General features: G+C 72.2%; 11 protein-coding genes and 1 pseudogene. 7 read left to right on the top strand and 5 right to left on the bottom strand.

The annotated features are described in order from the left end of the window. The first annotated feature begins 63 nt into the window (after nucleotides 1-63). The 3 genes and pseudogenes from ACJ6WD_RS07960 to ACJ6WD_RS07950 all read left to right on the top strand — a co-directional run bounded on the left by ACJ6WD_RS07960 (nucleotide 64) and on the right by ACJ6WD_RS07950 (nucleotide 4,604). Nucleotides 64-846 carry an ABC transporter ATP-binding protein gene (locus ACJ6WD_RS07960; protein WP_233655689.1) on the top strand — a complete coding sequence of 261 codons (783 nt, stop codon included), beginning with the start codon at nucleotides 64-66 and terminating at the stop codon, nucleotides 844-846. A gap of 117 nt (nucleotides 847-963) precedes the next feature. Then, nucleotides 964-3,525, top strand: coding sequence for an ABC transporter permease (locus ACJ6WD_RS07955; protein ID WP_407615379.1), 2,562 nt, complete (start codon nucleotides 964-966; stop codon nucleotides 3,523-3,525). Between the two features lie 81 nt (nucleotides 3,526-3,606). Continuing rightward, nucleotides 3,607-4,604 (top strand): annotated as a pseudogene (locus tag ACJ6WD_RS07950) (TIGR01777 family oxidoreductase). A 79-nt stretch (nucleotides 4,605-4,683) separates the two neighbouring features. Here the strand turns inward: ACJ6WD_RS07950 and xdhC are convergent. The 5 genes from xdhC to ACJ6WD_RS07925 form a co-directional block, all read right to left on the bottom strand. Next, nucleotides 4,684-5,493, bottom strand: coding sequence for a xanthine dehydrogenase accessory protein XdhC (xdhC, locus tag ACJ6WD_RS07945; protein WP_103377139.1), 810 nt, complete (start codon nucleotides 5,491-5,493; stop codon nucleotides 4,684-4,686). A gap of 1 nt (nucleotide 5,494) precedes the next feature. Then, nucleotides 5,495-7,936, bottom strand: coding sequence for a xanthine dehydrogenase molybdopterin binding subunit (gene xdhB, locus ACJ6WD_RS07940; RefSeq protein ID WP_407615378.1), 2,442 nt, complete (start codon nucleotides 7,934-7,936; stop codon nucleotides 5,495-5,497). Then, nucleotides 7,933-9,396: a xanthine dehydrogenase small subunit gene (locus ACJ6WD_RS07935; RefSeq protein ID WP_407615377.1), complete on the bottom strand. Its 1,464-nt coding sequence runs from the start codon at nucleotides 9,394-9,396 to the stop codon at nucleotides 7,933-7,935. The genes xdhB and ACJ6WD_RS07935 overlap by 4 nt, the downstream gene beginning before the upstream one ends. 506 nt (nucleotides 9,397-9,902) lie before the next feature. Beyond that, nucleotides 9,903-10,112, bottom strand: a complete 210-nt coding sequence (locus ACJ6WD_RS07930; protein WP_407615376.1) for a hypothetical protein — start codon at nucleotides 10,110-10,112, stop codon at nucleotides 9,903-9,905. 131 nt (nucleotides 10,113-10,243) lie between these two features. Beyond that, nucleotides 10,244-11,692, bottom strand: coding sequence for an MFS transporter (locus tag ACJ6WD_RS07925; RefSeq protein ID WP_407615375.1), 1,449 nt, complete (start codon nucleotides 11,690-11,692; stop codon nucleotides 10,244-10,246). A gap of 176 nt (nucleotides 11,693-11,868) precedes the next feature. Between ACJ6WD_RS07925 and ACJ6WD_RS07920 the strand changes: the two genes are divergently transcribed. The 4 genes from ACJ6WD_RS07920 (at nucleotide 11,869) to ACJ6WD_RS07905 (ending at nucleotide 16,657) form a co-directional block, all read left to right on the top strand. Continuing rightward, nucleotides 11,869-12,720, top strand: coding sequence for a helix-turn-helix transcriptional regulator (locus ACJ6WD_RS07920; RefSeq protein ID WP_233655696.1), 852 nt, complete (start codon nucleotides 11,869-11,871; stop codon nucleotides 12,718-12,720). Nucleotides 12,721-13,063: 343 nt separating this feature from the next. Then, on the top strand, nucleotides 13,064-13,831 hold the full coding sequence (locus ACJ6WD_RS07915) for a class I SAM-dependent methyltransferase (RefSeq protein ID WP_331246911.1): 768 nt from the start codon (nucleotides 13,064-13,066) through the stop codon (nucleotides 13,829-13,831). Nucleotides 13,832-13,871: 40 nt separating this feature from the next. After that, nucleotides 13,872-14,816, top strand: a complete 945-nt coding sequence (locus ACJ6WD_RS07910) for an NAD(P)-dependent oxidoreductase (protein ID WP_407615374.1) — start codon at nucleotides 13,872-13,874, stop codon at nucleotides 14,814-14,816. Between the two features lie 140 nt (nucleotides 14,817-14,956). Beyond that, complete coding sequence (locus ACJ6WD_RS07905; protein WP_233655699.1) at nucleotides 14,957-16,657, top strand: GH3 auxin-responsive promoter family protein; 1,701 nt, start codon at nucleotides 14,957-14,959, stop codon at nucleotides 16,655-16,657. Nucleotides 16,658-16,715 lie beyond the last annotated feature (58 nt).

Below are 16,715 nucleotides of genomic sequence, written 5' to 3'. Positions count from 1 at the left end.
AGGATGGATGCGTTCCCGGTTCGCGGCGCTCGCCGCGGGCCCACGCATCCAGGCGGAGTACACATGTCGCAAGCCTCTTCTTCCCCCCGCTCCCCCGGCACCGAACCGGCCGCCCGCGCCACCGACCTGACCAAGGTCTACGGGACGGGCCAGACCCGGGTCACCGCCTTGGACGAGGTGTCCGTCGAGTTCGCCCGGAGCCGGTTCACCGCCGTCATGGGGCCCTCCGGATCCGGCAAGTCCACCCTGATGCACTGCTTGGCCGGGCTGGACGGCGTGACCTCCGGTTCGGCGCGCATCGGCGACACCGAGCTGGCGCAACTGACGGACCGCCAACTCACCGCACTGCGCCGGGAGAAGGTCGGCTTCGTCTTCCAGGGCTTCAACCTGCTGCCGACGCTCACCGCGCTGGAGAACATCACGCTGCCCCTGCGGATCGGCGGCCGCCGCCCGGATGCCGGGTGGTTGGACACCGTCGTCGGCACCGTCGGGCTGGCCGACCGGCTGGACCACCGGCCCGCCGAACTCTCCGGCGGCCAGCAGCAGCGGGTCGCGGTGGCCCGCGCCCTGGCCTCCCGGCCCGACATCGTCTTCGCCGACGAGCCGACCGGGAACCTCGACTCCCGGTCCGGCGCGGAGGTCCTGGGCTTCCTGCGGGACTCGGTACGGGAGTTGGGGCAGACGGTGGTGATGGTCACCCACGACCCGGTGGCCGCCGCGCACGCGGACCGGGTGGTGTTCCTCGCCGACGGCCGGGTCGTCGACGAACTGCACGAGCCGACCTCCGGTGCCGTACTCGACCGGATGCTCCAGTTCGAGGACCAGGCACCGACCCGCCGGCACTGACGCTGTCGCCCCGGCGGCCCCCGGCGCGCCCGCCCGGCCCCGCCCGCCCGCACCTCCTGCGGCCGTTTCTGCACCCCTGCGGCCGTTTCCGCACCTCCCTGCTCCCGAAAGCTCCCCATGCTGCGAACAACCCTGCGCAACCTCCTCGCGCACCAGGCACGGCTGGCCATGACGGCCCTGGCGATCTGCCTGGGCGTCGCGTTCGTCTCCGGCACCCTGGTCTTCGCGGACTCCTCCGCCGCCGCCTACCGTGCCGCCGCGTCGAAGGACTTGGCGGACGTCGCGGTCACCGTGACCCCCAAGGACCCGCCGTCCGGCCCCACCAACCGGCCCTCCACCGTTCTGGACGACGCGCTCGCGCGGACACTGGCCGGCGTGCCCGGTGTCGCCGCCGTGCGGCCGTCGGTCGACGGCTCGGCGGTGCTCGCCGCCGCGGACGGCACTCCGCTGCGGGCCGGCGCGTCCTGGGCGAACCTGGCCGCCGGCTACCTGCCCGGCAAGGACGGCGAGGACCGTCGCTATCCGCTGGTCAAGGGGCACGCGCCCCGGAACTCAGACGAGTTGGCGGTGGACGCCGGCACCGCCGCCGCGGGCCGCTTCGCCCTCGGTGACACGGTCAGGTTGGCCACCGACGGCCCGGTCATGACGAAACGGCTGGTGGGGATCGTGGCCACCCGGGACAGTCGGGTGACCGCCGGCGGCACCCTCGCCCTGTTCGACGCGGTCACCGCCCAGCGGCTGTTCGCGTCCCCGGGCCACTACACCGGGATCGACCTGTCCGCCACGCCCGGCACCGGTCAGGCCGTGCTCGCGGACCGGGTCGGCGCGGTGCTCCCGGCCGACCGGGCCGAGGCCGTCAGCGGCGCCGCCCAGGCCGCCCAACAGGCCGGCTACCTCGACACGCTGACCCGGGGCTACACCAAGGTGCCGCTGGTCTTCGCCGGGGTCTCGCTGTTCATCGGCTCGTTCCTCATCGTCAACACCTTCACCATGCTCGTCACCCGACGCACCCGTGAGATCGCGCTGTTGCGGGCGATCGGTGCCACGCGCCGCCAGGTGGTCCGCTCCGTCCTCGTCGAGGCGGCCCTGGTCGGATGCGCCGCCTCGGTCGTCGGCTTCCTGCTCGGCGTCGGCCTCGCCGCCGTGCTGCCCGACCTGCTGAGCGCCGGTGCGGACGCGTTGCCCGACGGGCCGCTCGTGATCGGTCCGCGGCCCGTCGCCGCCGCCCTCGGCGTCGGGGTGGGCGTCACCGTGCTCGCCGCGTGGCTGCCGTCCCGGCGGGCCGCGCGCATCGCGCCCCTGGAGGCGATGCGCGCGACGGCGCAGGCGCCGTCCCGCATGCGGTCCCGGCTGCGCGGCGCGGTGGGGTTGGTCCTCCTCGCCCTGGGGGGCGGCCTGTTGGTGTCCCTCACCGGGGCGAAGGACGCCTCGGTCGAGAACCTGCAGAGCGCCCTGTTGGGCTGCGGCCTCCTCGCCGTCTCCATGATCGTGCTGGCGCCGCTGCTGACCGCCCCGGTGATCCGGCTCACCGGCCGGCTGACCGGCCGCTTCGGCGTCGTCGGACGGTTGGCGCGGGAGAACGCGCTGCGCGACCCGCGGCGCACCGCGGCGACCGCTTCCGCCCTGATGATCAGCACCGCGTTGGTCTCCGGACTCGCCGTCATCGGGAACTCCACGGGGCAGGCGCTCGACCGGCAGGCCGCCGCAGGACTCGGCGCCGACTACGTGATCAGCACCCGCACGCCGACGACCGGCATCGACCCGGCGACCGTGGACCGGGTGCGCGGTACCTCCGGCGTACGGACCGCGGCCGCCCTCGCGGACTCCACGCTGTTCACCGGCGGTCAGGTCCGGCAGGTCTCCGGCATCGACCCGAACGCCGTGGACGCGGTCCTCAGACTCCGCTTCCTGAGCGGCTCCGCGCGGGACCTCGGGCCGGGCCGGATCGCCCTTTCCGACTCCCTCGCCCGGGAACACGGGCTGCACGCCGGCGATCGTCTGACCGCGCGGATGGGACTCGGCCAGGGGTTCCAGCAGTACACCGTCGTCGGCGTCTACCAGGACAACCCCATTGCCCGGGACGCCCTGGGGGCCCGCGCGCAAGTGCAGCAGAGCGGCTTCCGGCCCGGCTCGGCTCAGCGGATCCTGGTCCGCACCGACGACGGCGCGGCGTCCGCGAACCTGGCGGGCCGGCTGCGCACCGCGGTGGGCGACAACCCGCTGTTGAAGGTCCAGGACCGGGCGGCGCTGGTGCGGGAAGCCGCCGGCACCCTGGGCGACCTGCTGACCGTGATGTACGGACTGCTGGTCATCGGCCTCCTCATCTGCGCGCTCGGGATCGTGAACACCCTGGCCATGTCGGTGTCGGAGCGGACCCGGGAGATCGGCGTCCTGCGTGCCCTCGGCATGGACCGCGCCGGGACCCGGCGGATGATCCGGCTGGAGGCGCTGACCGTCGCCGCGTTCGGCACGCTGCTGGGTCTGGCGGGCGGGGTGTTCGGCGCATGGGCGGTGGGCTCGCTGGCCAACGGTGCGCTGGCGCAGTACTCGCTCGCGCTCCCCTGGGGGACGCTGCTGCTGGTGGTCCTGCTGTCCCTCGTGGTGGGCGCGGCGGCAGCGGTCCTCCCGGCCCGCCGGGCGGCTCGCCTGAGTCCGCTCCAGGCGGTGGCGGACGCGTAAGCGCAATCACGTGCACGCGGCCATTTTGAACGCGTTCAATTTCATGGTTACCCTGGTGTCCACCACAGCTGAGGGGGCTCGATGAAGGTAGTGCTGCCCGGGGGCACCGGACAGGTGGGCGCGATCCTCGACCGCGCCCTGACGGCGGCGGGCCACGAGGTCACGGTGTTGACCCGGCGCCCGCGCCGGCCGCGGGAGATCGGCTGGGACGGGGCCACGTTGGGCGCCTGGGCCGAAGCCGTCGACGGCAGTGACGTCGTGATCAACCTGGCCGGCCGCAGCGTCTCCTGCCGCTACACCGCGGAGAACCTGCGGGCCATGATGGAGTCCCGTGTCGACTCGACGCGGGTGGTCGGCGCGGCGATCGCCGCCGCCGCGCGGCCGCCCCGGGTCTGGCTCCAGATGAGCACCGCGACGATCTACGCCCACCGCTTCGACGCGGCGCACGACGAGGCGACGGGGGTGCTCGGCGGTGCGGAGGCCGGGGTGCCCGACTACTGGGCGTACAGCGTCGACATCGCCGAGAACTGGGAGCGGGCGCAGGCCGCAGCGGACACCCCGGCGACGCGGAAGGTGGCGCTGCGCTCGGCGATGGTCATGAGCCCGGACCGGGGCGGGGTCTTCGACGTCCTGCTGTGGCTGGCCCGGCTGGGGCTGGGCGGCCCGGTGGCCGGCGGTGCGCAGTTCGTGTCGTGGATCCACGACGAGGACTTCGTCCGCGCGGTGGAGTTCCTGATCGCCCGGGACGACATCGAGGGGCCGGTCAACCTCGCGTCGCCCGGCCCGCTCCCGCACCGGGACTTCATGCGGGCGCTGCGCACGGCCCGCGGCGTCCCGCTGGGGCTGCCGGCGACGCGGTGGATGGCGGAGCTGGGAGCGTTCGCGCTGCGCACGGACACGGAGCTGCTGCTCAAGAGCCGCCGGGTGGTGCCGGGTCGACTGCGTGCGGCCGGGTTCGACTTCACGCACCCTGAGTGGAGGGGGCCGCCGTGGACCTCGTCCGGCGGGCCGCGGCGTTCCGCACGGATCGCCGGACGGGGCGCAGGAGTCCGGAGGCGGCGGTGCGGTCGCGGCACTGAGTGCGTCGACGGCGACTACCAGCCTCGGCAGTTCGGCTGACCGCCGGCCCCGGCCGGCTCCCGACGGGCGTCCTTCCGGTCAAGGAACGGCCCGTTCGAAGGTCCGGAGCAGATCCGCCGCGACGCTCACCGCGATCGTGGCGGGTTCCTTGCCGGTGATCTCGGTCATGCCGATCGGCGTCCTGATCCGATTGACAGTGGCCTCGTCGTGGCCGCCCTCCGTGAGCAGGCGCTTGCGGAACCGCACCCACTTGGCCGCCGACCCGATCAGCCCGATGGAGCCGAGGTGCGGTGTGCGCAGGGCAGCGTCGCAGAGCGCCGCGTCCTCGGCATGGTCATGGGTCATGACCAGGACGTGGGTGCCGGGCGGCAACTCCGCCAACACCTCCTCGGGCAGCAGCGGCGTGTGGTGCACGTGCACCTGCGCCACCGCATCCGCCAGCACGGCGAGCCGGTCCTCGGTGAGGATGTCGGAGCGGCTGTCGATCAGATGCAGGTCGAGGTCCTGCCGTGCCAGGATGCGGGCCAGTTCCAGGCCGACGTGCCCGACGCCGAAGATCGCCACCGCCCGCACCACCGGCAGCGGTTCGAGCAGCACCGAGACCGTGCCACCGCAGCACTGCACACCGTGCTGGTTGGTCACCTTGTCGTTCAGGGTGAAGTCGAGGAGTTCCGGCTCCTTCTTGGCCGCGGCGCTCATCTCCCGGGCCCGGTCGATGGAGACGGCCTCGACGTTGCCGCCACCGATCGAGCCCCATGTCTCGGTCTGCCCCACGACGAGCTTCGCACCGGCGTCGCGCGGGGCATGACCGCGCACGGTCGTGACGGTCACCAGCACGCCGGACTCCCGGCGTGCTCGCAACCGTGCGACCGCGGCGACCCACGTCATGTCAGGCACCGCTCAGCACTTCCGCGTCGGCGCGCACCCCGCCGTTGGCGGCACGGCCGTTGGCGACGTGGCCGTTGACGGAGCTGCCGTTGCGGGCCTGACCGCTGCGGGAGGCTTCGTCGCGGCGCGCCGCCTGGATCGCCCAGTACACCGCTTCCGGCGTCGCGGGCGAGGCCAACTCGACGCTGGTGCCGCCCGGTCCGAACGCGGCGGCGGCCTGCCGCAGTGCCTCGCGGACCGAGAACGCCAGCATCAGCGGAGGCTCACCCACCGCCTTGGAGCCGTACACCGCGCCCTCTTCGGTGGCGTTCTCCAGCAGCGTGACGTGGAACTCCTCGGGCATCTCCGAGAAGCTCGGCAGCTTGTAGGTGCTCGCGGCCTGGGTCAGCAACCGGCCGCGGTTCGGCCCGTCGCTGGCGTCCCACCGCAGGTCCTCCAGCGTCAGCCAGCCCGCGCCCTGCACGAAACCGCCCTCGACCTGACCGATGTCGATCATCGGGGACAGGCTGTCGCCGACGTCGTGCACGATGTCCACCCGCCGGATGCGGTAGGCGCCGGTGAAGCCGTCCACCTCCACCTCCGTCGCGGCCGCGCCGTGGGCGAAGTACTTGAACGGCGTGCCGCGGAACGTCTTGGCGTCCCAGTGCAGCCCCTCGGTCCGGTAGAAGCCGGCTGCCGACAGCTGGACCCGTTGGAAGTACGCGGTGCGGACCAGGTCGTCCCAGGCCAGCTCCTGGTCGTTGCCCAGGGCGCGCGCGACGCCCTCGACGATGCGCACGTCCGAGGCGTTCGCCCCCAGTTGGGTGGCGGCCACCTGCAACAGCCGCTCGCGCAGCTGCTCGCAGGCGTTCTTCACCGCCGCGCCGTTGAGGTCGGCGCCGGCGCTGGCGGCGGTGGCGGAGGTGTTGGGGACCTTGTCGGTGCGCGTCGGGGCCAGCCGCACCTTGTGCAGCGGGATCCCCAGCGAGGTCGCGGCCACCTGCAGCATCTTGGTGTGCAGGCCCTGGCCCATCTCGGTGCCGCCGTGGTTGATCAGGACCGAGCCGTCCTTGTAGATCAGCACCAGTGCGCCGCCCTGGTTGAAGGCGGTGAGGTTGAACGAGATGCCGAACTTGAGGCCGCTGAGCGCCAGTGCCCGCTTGGTGTGCGGGTGCGCGGCGTTGAAGGCGGCGATCTCGCGCTGGCGATCGGCGAGGTCGGAGGTGTCCTTCACGGCCTGCCAGACGGCGGAGATCCGGTCGGGCCGGACGACCGGCTGGCCGTACGGCGTCGCCTGCCCCTCCTGGTAGAAGTTGCGCTCCCGCAACTCCGTCGGGTCCAGGCCGAGCAGTGGCGCGCACCGGCCCATGATGTCCTCGATCACCAGCATGCCCTGCGGTCCGCCGAAGCCGCGGAAGGCGGTGTTGGAGACCTTGTTGGTCTTGGCGATGCGACCGGCGATGCGCGCGTTGGGGATCCAGTAGGTGTTGTCGATGTGGCACAGTGCGCGGGCCACCACCGGCTCGGAGAGGTCCAGGCTCCAGCCGCCGTCCGCGGTCAGGGTGGCGTCCAGGGCCCGGATGCGGCCGTCGGCGTCGAACCCGATCTTCCACTTGGCGTGGAACCCGTGCCGCTTGCCGGACATGGTCAGGTCCTGGGTCCGGTTGAGCCGCAGTCGGACCGGCCGACCGGTCAGCTTGGCCCCGAGCGCGGCGACGGCCGCGAACCCGTGCGGCTGCATCTCCTTGCCGCCGAAGCCCCCGCCCATCCGCAGGCACTGCACGGTGACCTCGTGGCTGTGCAGCCCGAGCACGTGCGCGACGATCTCCTGGGTCTCCGAGGGGTGCTGGGTGCTGCTCTGGACGAAGACCTGCTCGGCCTCGTCGATGTAGGCCAGCGCCGCGTGCGTCTCCAGGTAGAAGTGTTCCTGGTCGGAGAACTGGAACTCACCGGTGAACACGTGCGCGGAGTCGGCGAATCCGGCGTCGACGTCGCCGGTCAGCATCACCGGCCGGGCGCCGTGGAAACTTTCGGCCGCCATCGCGTCCTGCAACGTGATCAGGGAGGGCTGTTCGTCGAGTTCCACCTCGACGGCCGCCGCACCGAGCCGGGCCGCCTCCAGGGTCTCCGCGAGCACCCAGGCGACCGCGTGGCCGTGGAACATGACCTCGTCGGGGAAGAGCGGTTCGTCGTGCTTCATCCCGGCGTCGTTGACGCCGGGCACGTCGGCACCGGTGAGCACGCGGACCACGCCGGGGACGGCGAGCGCGGGCTCGGTGCGCAGCGCGGTGATCCGGCCGTGCGCCTTCATGACCTGGACCGGATGGGCGTGCAGCACGTCCTTGGTCCGATGGACCAGGTCGTCGGTGTAGAGCGCGGTGCCGGTGACGTGCAGGGTGGCGCTCTCGTGCGGCAGGGAGACGCCGACTACGGGCTTTTCGGGACGCTCGGACAACTGGCTCATGACGACACCGCCTCGGTGGTCTGCGCGGACAGCTTCAGCAGGCTCTGGCCGAGCATCGCGGAACGGTACGCGGCGCTGGCACGGTGATCGTCCATCGGCGTCCCCTCCGCCTGAAGTACCCGGGCCGCGGCCTCGACGGTCTCCGCCGTCCACGGGTTGCCCTCCAGGGCCGCCTCGGTGGCGAGGGCGCGGATCGGGGTGGCGGCCACTCCGCCCAGCCCGATGCGTGCCTTGCGGACGGTCCCGTCCTCGATGTCGAGTGCGAAGGCGACCGCCACGCTGGAGATGTCGTCGAAGCGCCGCTTGGCGATCTTGTGGAAGGCCACGGTCGTCGACAGCGGCAACGGGATGCGCACCGCGCGGATCAACTCGCCGGGCCGGCGCACGCTCTGCCGGTAACCGGTGAAGTACTCCGCCAGTGGCACCTCGCGCTCGCCGTCGGCGTCGGCGAGCACCAGCGACGCCTCCAGCGCGAGCAGCGCCGGCGGGCTGTCACCGATGGGAGAGCCGGTGCCCAGGTTGCCACCGAGGGTCGCGCCGTTGCGGATGAGCCGGGAGGCGAACTGCGGGAAGAGCTGCGCCAGCAGGGGGACGCGGCCGTCGAGGCGGCGTTCGATCTCGGTGAGCGTCAGCGCCGCGCCGATCTCGATGCGGTCGGCCTCGACGCGCAGTTCGCGGAGTTCGGGCAGCCGGTCGAGGGCGACCACGCAGTCCGCGCGGCGGGAGCGGATGTTGACCTCCACGCCCCAGTCGGTGGAACCGGCGACCACCACGGCGTCGGGCCGCTCGCGCAGCAACTGCACCGTATCGGCCAGGGTGTTCCGCCGCAGGAACTCCTTGCCGTCCTGGGCGTATTCGGTGGCGACCGGTGCCGGCGGGGACTGCTCGCGACGCTGCGCCAGCGGGTCCTCGTCGGTGGGCTCGCCGACGGCGAAGGCGGCGTCGCGGATCGGGCGGTACCCGGTGCAGCGGCACAGGTTCCCGCTCAGCGCGTGCAGGTCGAAACCGTTCGGGCCGTGCTCGGCGTCGGCAGCGTCGGCCGGGGCCGCGTGCCCGCAGCGGTCGGGCCGGTAGTACTCGGCGGCCATGCTGCAGATGAAGCCCGGCGTGCAGTAGCCGCATTGGGAGCCGCCGCGGAGTGCCATCTCCTCCTGCACCGGGTGCAGGGTGGACGGTGTGCCGGGGTCACCGGGGGTGGCGAGACCTTCGGAGGTGACGATCTCCTGGCCGTCGAGGGCCGCGACCGGGAACAGGCAGGCGTTGACCGCCACCCAGTCGGTGGGCTTGTTCACCCCGGGGCGGGCCACGAGGACCGAACAGGCGCCGCACTCGCCCTCGGCGCAGCCCTCCTTGGTGCCGGTGAGGCCGCGCTCGCGCAGGAAGTCCAGAACCGTGGTGTGGGGTGCGGCCGGGGAAATTGAGGTTTCTTTCCCATTGACCGTGATCCGCGCCGCTACCATGACACTTCCTCATTTCGGAGCGCGGGCGTACTGACTATTTGAGTCGCCATTTCAGGGGACTTTCTCTTTCGGTGGCGCGCTTCAAGAAAGCGCAGCACAAATCAGCACGCAGCAACGTGCCGGGGGTGACGAATACCGGAAGACGCCGGGGCCACGAGCGGGCACGCCGGGACGGGGCTGCTCAGCAGCCGTGCGCTACGCGACCCGGAACCCAAGCGGCCTGCCGGGCGAGGCGATGCAGGTCAGAGATGGTGGACATCCGACTTCGCCTCCTTCCAGCAGTTCACGAGTCGCTGCGATAGAAGCTAAGTTGCCGCCGTCGCATCGTCAAGGCGACCTGCGAAGATGAAGCGTTCCCTGTAGGAGTCCACAAGACGGCGACCGTTACGCCCCCTGCGTTTTGTATGTTCCTACAAATGGGCGCCCGATAATCCTTCCCGACAGTAAATCCGTCGTCGCACTGCGGTCCCCTTTCGACGACGCTTTTTCTATGCGTTCCCCGAAATTCACGGGCCGGTGGAGTTCTCGCTGCCGTCGTTGACGAGGGTGCAGGAGTTCCCGTCCCACGACAAGGGCCATGGCTCGGGAAGGGGACGCTCGACGGCCCTGGGGAGTTCGACCGGCAGACCACCGACCTGCTCACGGCGTACGGCTGGCGCGACGTGTTCGGCCTGGGCCCGCTGGTCTGCGCCCGCGGCATGGACCTGTCCGCGCACCTGCACTCCGCCATCGGCTTCGGCCTGGGGCAGCGGTTCGGCGGCCGCTTCGGCATCGACGTCATGCGTTGGCCGGTGCGGGACGGTCCCACCCCGGCCACGAGCGGCTATGCGGCCCGCGGAACCCTTCCTCAGGCGCGCGGTTCCGGTACCCCGGGTGCCTGCGGCTGTTGCCGCGCGGGCGCGGCGATGCCCACCGGCCGGGCGGGGCGGCGCGTGGTGGCCAGGGTGAGGAGGATGATGGCCGCGCCGCAGGCGGTCACGATCCAGTAGGCCGGACGCACCGCTCGGGCGAAGCCCGTACCGGAGTGCAGGCCGGTGGTGAGCACCGCGCCGAGCACGGCGACGCCCAGTGCCTGGCCGAACTGGCGGCTGGTGGAGACGATCGCCGCGGCCACGCCGGCCTGTTCCTGGGGCATGCCGGCCATGGCGGCGTTGGTGACGGGCGTGTTGGCCAGTCCCACGCCGATGCCGATCAGGACGTACGCGGTGAAGAGCCAGACGTCGGATGTGAGGGCGTCACCGGCGGCGAGCAGCGCGCCGCCCGCGGTGGTGGCCACACCGGCCAGCAGCAGCGGGAGCCGGGGGCCGCGGTTGGCGGTCAGTCGCCCCGAGAGCGGTGAGGTGAGGATGTTCATGACCGCCATGGGCAGCAGGAAGAGGCCGGCGACCAGGGCGGACAGGTTGCGCACGTTCTGGAGGTAGAGCGTGTTGAGGAAGAGGAAGCCGCCCAGCACGAAGAACGAGCACACCGCCATGGCGCTGGCACCGCTGAATCCGGCGCTGCGGAACACCCGCAGGTCGACGAGGGGTTCGTGGCGCCGGCTCTCGTAGCGGAGCAGGGCCAGCAGCGCGACGAAGGCGGCCACCGCGCAGCCCAGGGTCCGCGGGGCCGTCCAACCGGTACTGGGGCCCTCGATGATGGCGTACGCCAGGCACCCCATCAGCACGATGACCAGGAACTGCCCGACGGGGTCCAGTCGGCGGGGCCGGGGCGCGCGGGATTCGGGGACGAACCGCGCGGCGCAGACCAGGGCGGCCAGTCCGATCGGCAGGTTGAGCCAGAAGATCGACCGCCAGCCGATGCCCTGGACGAGCGCCCCGCCCACCATCGGGCCGACCGCCATCGCCACGCCCATGACCGCTCCCCAGACACCGATCGCCCGGGCCCGTTCGCGGGGCGCCGAGAAGGTGTTGGTGATGATCGACATGGCCACCGGGTTCAGCATCGAGGCGCCGACCGCCTGGACGATGCGGAAGGCGATGAGCCAGGGCAGGTCGGGCGCCAGGCCGCAGAGGAGCGAGCCGAGGGTGAACAGGGCCAGGCCGGCCTGGAAGACGCGGCGGCGGCCGAGTCGGTCCCCGGCGGAGCCGGCGAGCATCAGCAGCGCCGCCAGCACGATCAGGTAGGCGTCGGTGGTCCACTGCAATCCGGACAGCGGACTGCGCAGATCGCGCTGCATGGCGGGCAGTGCCACGTTGAGCACCGTGTTGTTGAGGTTGCCGAGGAACACGCTCGTGCAACAGACCGCCAGGATGAGATTGCGTCGCGGGCGGGTGAGTTCAACCTGAGTGGACACCGGAGGGCCCACCGTCCTCTCGTCGTGGGCCTTGGTGCCCCGTCACGTTCGAGACCGCGGCGACGGACCGGCGCGGTGCGTTCAGCCTGCCTGGCGAAGCCCGCGGCGGCCAGGCCCCGGTAAAGGGGCCCTGCCAGGGCCCCCCTTACCCGACCCGTTCGATGCATACTGCATGGGTGGGAGACGTACTAACGGGGAATCGCACGGAGTTGGGGGAGTTCCTGCGGAGTCGGCGCAGTCGCGTCGCACCGCACGAGGCCGGCCTCCCCCCATCGGCGGGCCGTCGGCGCACCGCCGGGCTGCGGCGGGAGGAAGTCGCGATCCTGGCCGGCGTCAGCATCGAGTACTACCGGCGCCTGGAGCAGGGCAAGCAGCAACGGCCGAGCCCCGCGGTCCTGGAGGCGATCGCCCGGGTACTGAAGCTGACCGACGACGAGCACCGCTACCTGGCGGAGTTGGGGCGCGGTCGGGCACTCGTGTCGGGCGACGGCGCGCGGCGCGGTCGGGCCGTGCGCACCGTGCGGGACGAGGTCCGGCGCATGGTGGACATCGCGCACCCCTACCCGGCGTGCGTGCTCAGCCGGTCCAGTGACGTGCTGGCCGCCAACCAGGCCGCGCTGCGGCTCTTCCCCGGCATCGAGGACTGGCCCGAGCAGGAGCGCAACACCGCGCGCTACGCCTTCGTGCACCCGGGCGCCCGGGAGCTGTACGCCAACTGGGACGACGTGGCGCACGGCGTGGTGGCCCATCTGCGCGCCGCGGTGGTGGTGCACCCGGGCGCGCCGGACCTCTGGGAGATCGTCGACGAACTCACCGAGCAGAGCGCCGAGTTCGCCGCCCTCTGGCGGCGCTACGACGTCCGGGCGCGCACCAACGGCCGCAAGGTGTACCGGCATCCGACGGCGGGCCGGATGACGCTGACCTACGAAGCCTTCGACGTGGCGCGCAGCGACGGCCAGCGGCTGGTCGTCTACCAGGCGCCTCCGGACACCCCGGACCATGCGGCGCTGCTGAGCCTGTCGGACTAGCCGTCGCCCGGAATGCCGCGTCCCTTCAATTGCCCGTCCGGGAGATTTTCCCCGACAATTCACTTAACTGGATTGGGGTGTTACAGCACGCTCCGCGCTGGAATTTTTCAAGGTTATTGAAAGATACCCGAGGGGAGGTTTTTGCGACCTCGCCGACCCCTGTCCACCCTCCTCAGAAACGCTCTGAGCTGGGACTATGGTGATCCCGCTGGATAGTTGAGCTTTATCCGAACCCCGCCGCACCTTTTCGGATCACCGAAGACGAGGCTCCGATTTGACAAGTTTTTAACTATGCCGTTCATCACTCCAACACACGTCCGAGACCTGTGTTACCTTCAACGCCATGGCGAATGTAATTCCTGACTCTGCGGAACGCTTCAGTAAGTTTGCGGAATTCTATGATCGCGTCCGCCCCCATCCGCCCGAGGAACTCGCGAACCTGCTGCGCCAGTGGTCCGGGACCACCGACCCGGACGTGGTCGACATCGGCTGCGGCACCGGCCTCTCCTCCACCATCTGGCCCGAAGCGACCGGGGTGGAGCCCTCCGCCGAGATGCGGGCCATCGCGGCCCAGCGCGGCATCCGCGTCGTCGACGGCACGGGTGAGGAAACCGGGCTGCCCGACGGCTGCGCGGACATCGTGACCGTGAGCCACGCCCTGCACTGGTTCGACGCCGCCCGCGCCTTCCCGGAGATCGCCCGCATCATGCGGCCGGGCGCCGTGCTGGCCGCGTTCGACTTCGACTGGCCGCCGGCCGTGGACCCCGAAGTGGACGCCGCCTACCGCGACTTCGAGACCGTGCACCACGCCCTGGAGGCCGAACGCGGTCTGCGCCCCACCTTCGCGCCGAAGAGCGAGCACCTGCAACGACTGCGGGACAGCGGGCTCTTCCGGCACGTCAACGAGGTCTGCCTGCACATGAAGGAGACCGGCGGCGCCGCCCGCTTCGTCGACTTCGCGGCGAGCCAGGGCGGGGTCATCGCCCTGCTGGAGGAAGGCGTCAGCGAGGACGCGCTCGGCCTGACCCGGCTGCGCGAGGTCACCGAACGGCGGATGACCGACCACACGACGTGGTGGTGGACCTGCCGCGTCCGCCTGGCCACGCGCTGACCGGTCGGACCGCACCAGTCAACGGGGGAGGAACAACAACGTGGGACGCCTCGTCATGCCCGAGTGCGACGGGTATCCGCACCTGGCCGAGCTCGTCCGCCGCTGCCCCGGCGGCGACGCGGTCGAGCTCCACGACGGCCCGTGCACCACTTCGTCCCAGCTCGCCGAGCGCATTCGCGGCGCTCGAACCGTGCTGCACTTCTTCAACGGCCGGCCGCTGGACGCCGACGTCCTGCGCGGCGAACGACCGCAACAGGTCGTCGTGGCCGGCCCGGCCGCCCCGGTGGTCGACCTCGACGCCGCCCGGTCCGCCGGCATCGCCGTCTACGACGTCCCCGGCCTGGCCGCCGACACCGTGGCCGAGTTCACCCTGACGCTGCTGCTGATGCTGGCCCACCGGGTGCCCACGGCCGTCGGCGACGCGACCGGTTGGCAACCGTCCGCCGGACGCGAACTCACCGGACGCCTGCTGGGGATCGTCGGCTGGGGCCGCGTCGGCTCCCGGGTGGCGCGCCTGGCACAGGGCATCGGCATGCGGGTCGCGGCCTGGTCGCCGTCCCTGGACGAGGACACCGCCCGCGCCGCCGGAGTCGCCCCGCTGCCCCTGGACACCCTGCTCGGCAGCGCGGACGCGGTGAGCCTGCACCTGCGGGCCACCCCGCAGACCCAGGAGATCATCGACGCTCGCCGGCTCGCCCTGCTCGGCCCCCGGGCCCTGCTGGTCAACACCGCCCGCGCCGCGCTGCTCGACATGGCCGAGCTGCGCCGACGCCTGACCGCCGGCCTGCTGGGCGGAGTGGCGCTCGACGTCTTCGACGTCGAACCGCTGCCTCCCGGGGACCCGCTGCGCAGCCACCCGAACGCCCTGGTCACGCCGCACATGGCGTGGATGACCGACGACGCGGTGGGGCGCTTCCTCGCCGCCGCCCTCGCCTTCGCCACCTCGGGCGACGCCGGCACCGGCCCGGTCCGGCGCCTCGTCTGACGTCCCGGCGCCGCGCGGGTCCCCGGAGCCGTCGGGACCCGCGCGGCAGCCACCGCACCACACCTCAACCGCACGCCCGTCACTGTGCCGCGGCCGGCTGCCGACCGGCCTGCCGCACCGGACGAACAGGGGGTAACCGGATGATCCAGCCCATCGCTGCGGCCACGTCTCCGCAGCACGCCCAGAGAGAGACCTTCGCCGAGCGCACCCTGCGCGCCCTGGCCCGGCAGCGGGAACTCTGCCACGACCCCGGCCCGACGAGCGCCCTGGTGCTCCAGGACCTCCTCGACCAGGCCCGCAGCACCTCCTTCGGACGCGCCCACGGCCTGGGCTCCGTCGCCACCCTCGCCCAGTGGAAGCGCGCCGTCCCGATCCGGACGTACGAGGAGCTGCGCCCTTACGTGGATCGGCAGTTGGCGGGCGAGGCCCAGGTCCTCACCCGCAGCGCGCCGTACGCGTTCCTCAAGACCTCCGGCTCCAGCGGACTGCCCAAGTACATCCCCACCACCCGGCACTGGCGGGAGCGGTACCGGGGCCGGGGCCTGTACGCCCAATGGGGCCTGTACTGCGAGCAGATCGGCGCCGACTACCTCACCGCCGAGCACATCCTCGACCTCTCCTGGGAGCGGACGCCCGCCTCCCGCAGCCTGCACGGCTTCCCCGTCTACAGCATCTCCCGCCGACCCGCCGCGGTCGGCCCCGAGGACTGGGTCCCGCCCTGGTACGACGCGCCCTGGCTGCGCGGGGACGACGAGGAGGAGTACGCGGACAGCCTCTACCGGAAGCTGCGCCTGCTCGCCGGAGCCGACGTCCGACTGGTCGTCACCCTCAACCCCTCGAAGATCGTCGGCCTCGCCGAACAACTCGCCCTGCGCGGACCGGAACTGGTCGACGAAGTGGGCCGCGGAACGGTCTCCGGGCGCCCGGCCGGCGGCACCGTCGCCGACCCCGACCTCGCCCGGCGGCTGGCGCGCACGCTCGCCCACCGCCCCGCCGGGCTGCGACTGACCGACCTGTGGCCCCGACTGTCCGTCCTGGTCTGCTGGAACTCCGCCTCCGCCGGCCTCTACCGCGACTGGCTGGACGACGTCACGCCCGGCATCCGCAAACTGCCGTTCAGCACGACCGGCACCGAGGGCATCGTCACCATCCCCGTCGACGACCACCCCTCGGCCGGGCCGCTCGCCGCCGACCAGGGCGTCTTCGAGTTCGTACCGTGCCAGGAGGACGACGACGGCGGGCCGCTCGACCCGGCCGCCGCGACCCTGGACCCGCAGGAGCTGGAGACCGGCCGGTCCTACCGGCTCGTCATGAGCCAGGCCAACGGCCTCTACCGCTACGACGTGGGAGACGTCTACACCGTACTGGGCCGGGTCGGCGCCCTGCCGCGCCTGGAGTTCGCGGGCCGGGCCGGCTTCGGCAGCTCCTTCACCGGCGAGAAGCTCACCGAGGCCCACGTCTACGAGGCCGTGCGCACCGCCCACCGCGGCGCCCGGGGCACCCTGCCGATGTTCACCTGCATCCCGTCCTGGGGCACCCCGCCCGGCTACGTCCTGGCCGTGGAGTGGGACCCGCAGTCGGACGCGGCCGAACGCGCGGGCTTCACCACCGCCGTCGAGGCGGCGCTCCAGGACTGCAACCCGGAGTACGCCGAGAAGCGCCGCAGCGACCGGCTGCGCCCGCTGCGGCTGCTCCCACTGGCCCCGAAGAGCTTCCTCGCCATCGCCGAGGCCCAGCGCCGCAAGGGCGCGGCCGCGATGCAGATCAAGCACCACTGGATCCAGAACGACGACACCCTGCTGACCGTGATCGACGATCTCGGCCTCCCGCTGTACGGCTGACGCCCCGCCACGCCCCGGACCAGCCCCCCCACCGCCCCTCCCCCGGAAAGATGACTGC

The organism is Streptomyces sp. VTCC 41912 (genome assembly GCF_045799175.1).
Taxonomy (GTDB): Bacteria; Actinomycetota; Actinomycetes; order Streptomycetales; family Streptomycetaceae; genus Streptomyces; species Streptomyces albulus_C.
The sequence above is the reverse complement of the archived record's forward strand: the minus strand, read 5'-3'. Positions and strand labels throughout refer to the sequence as shown.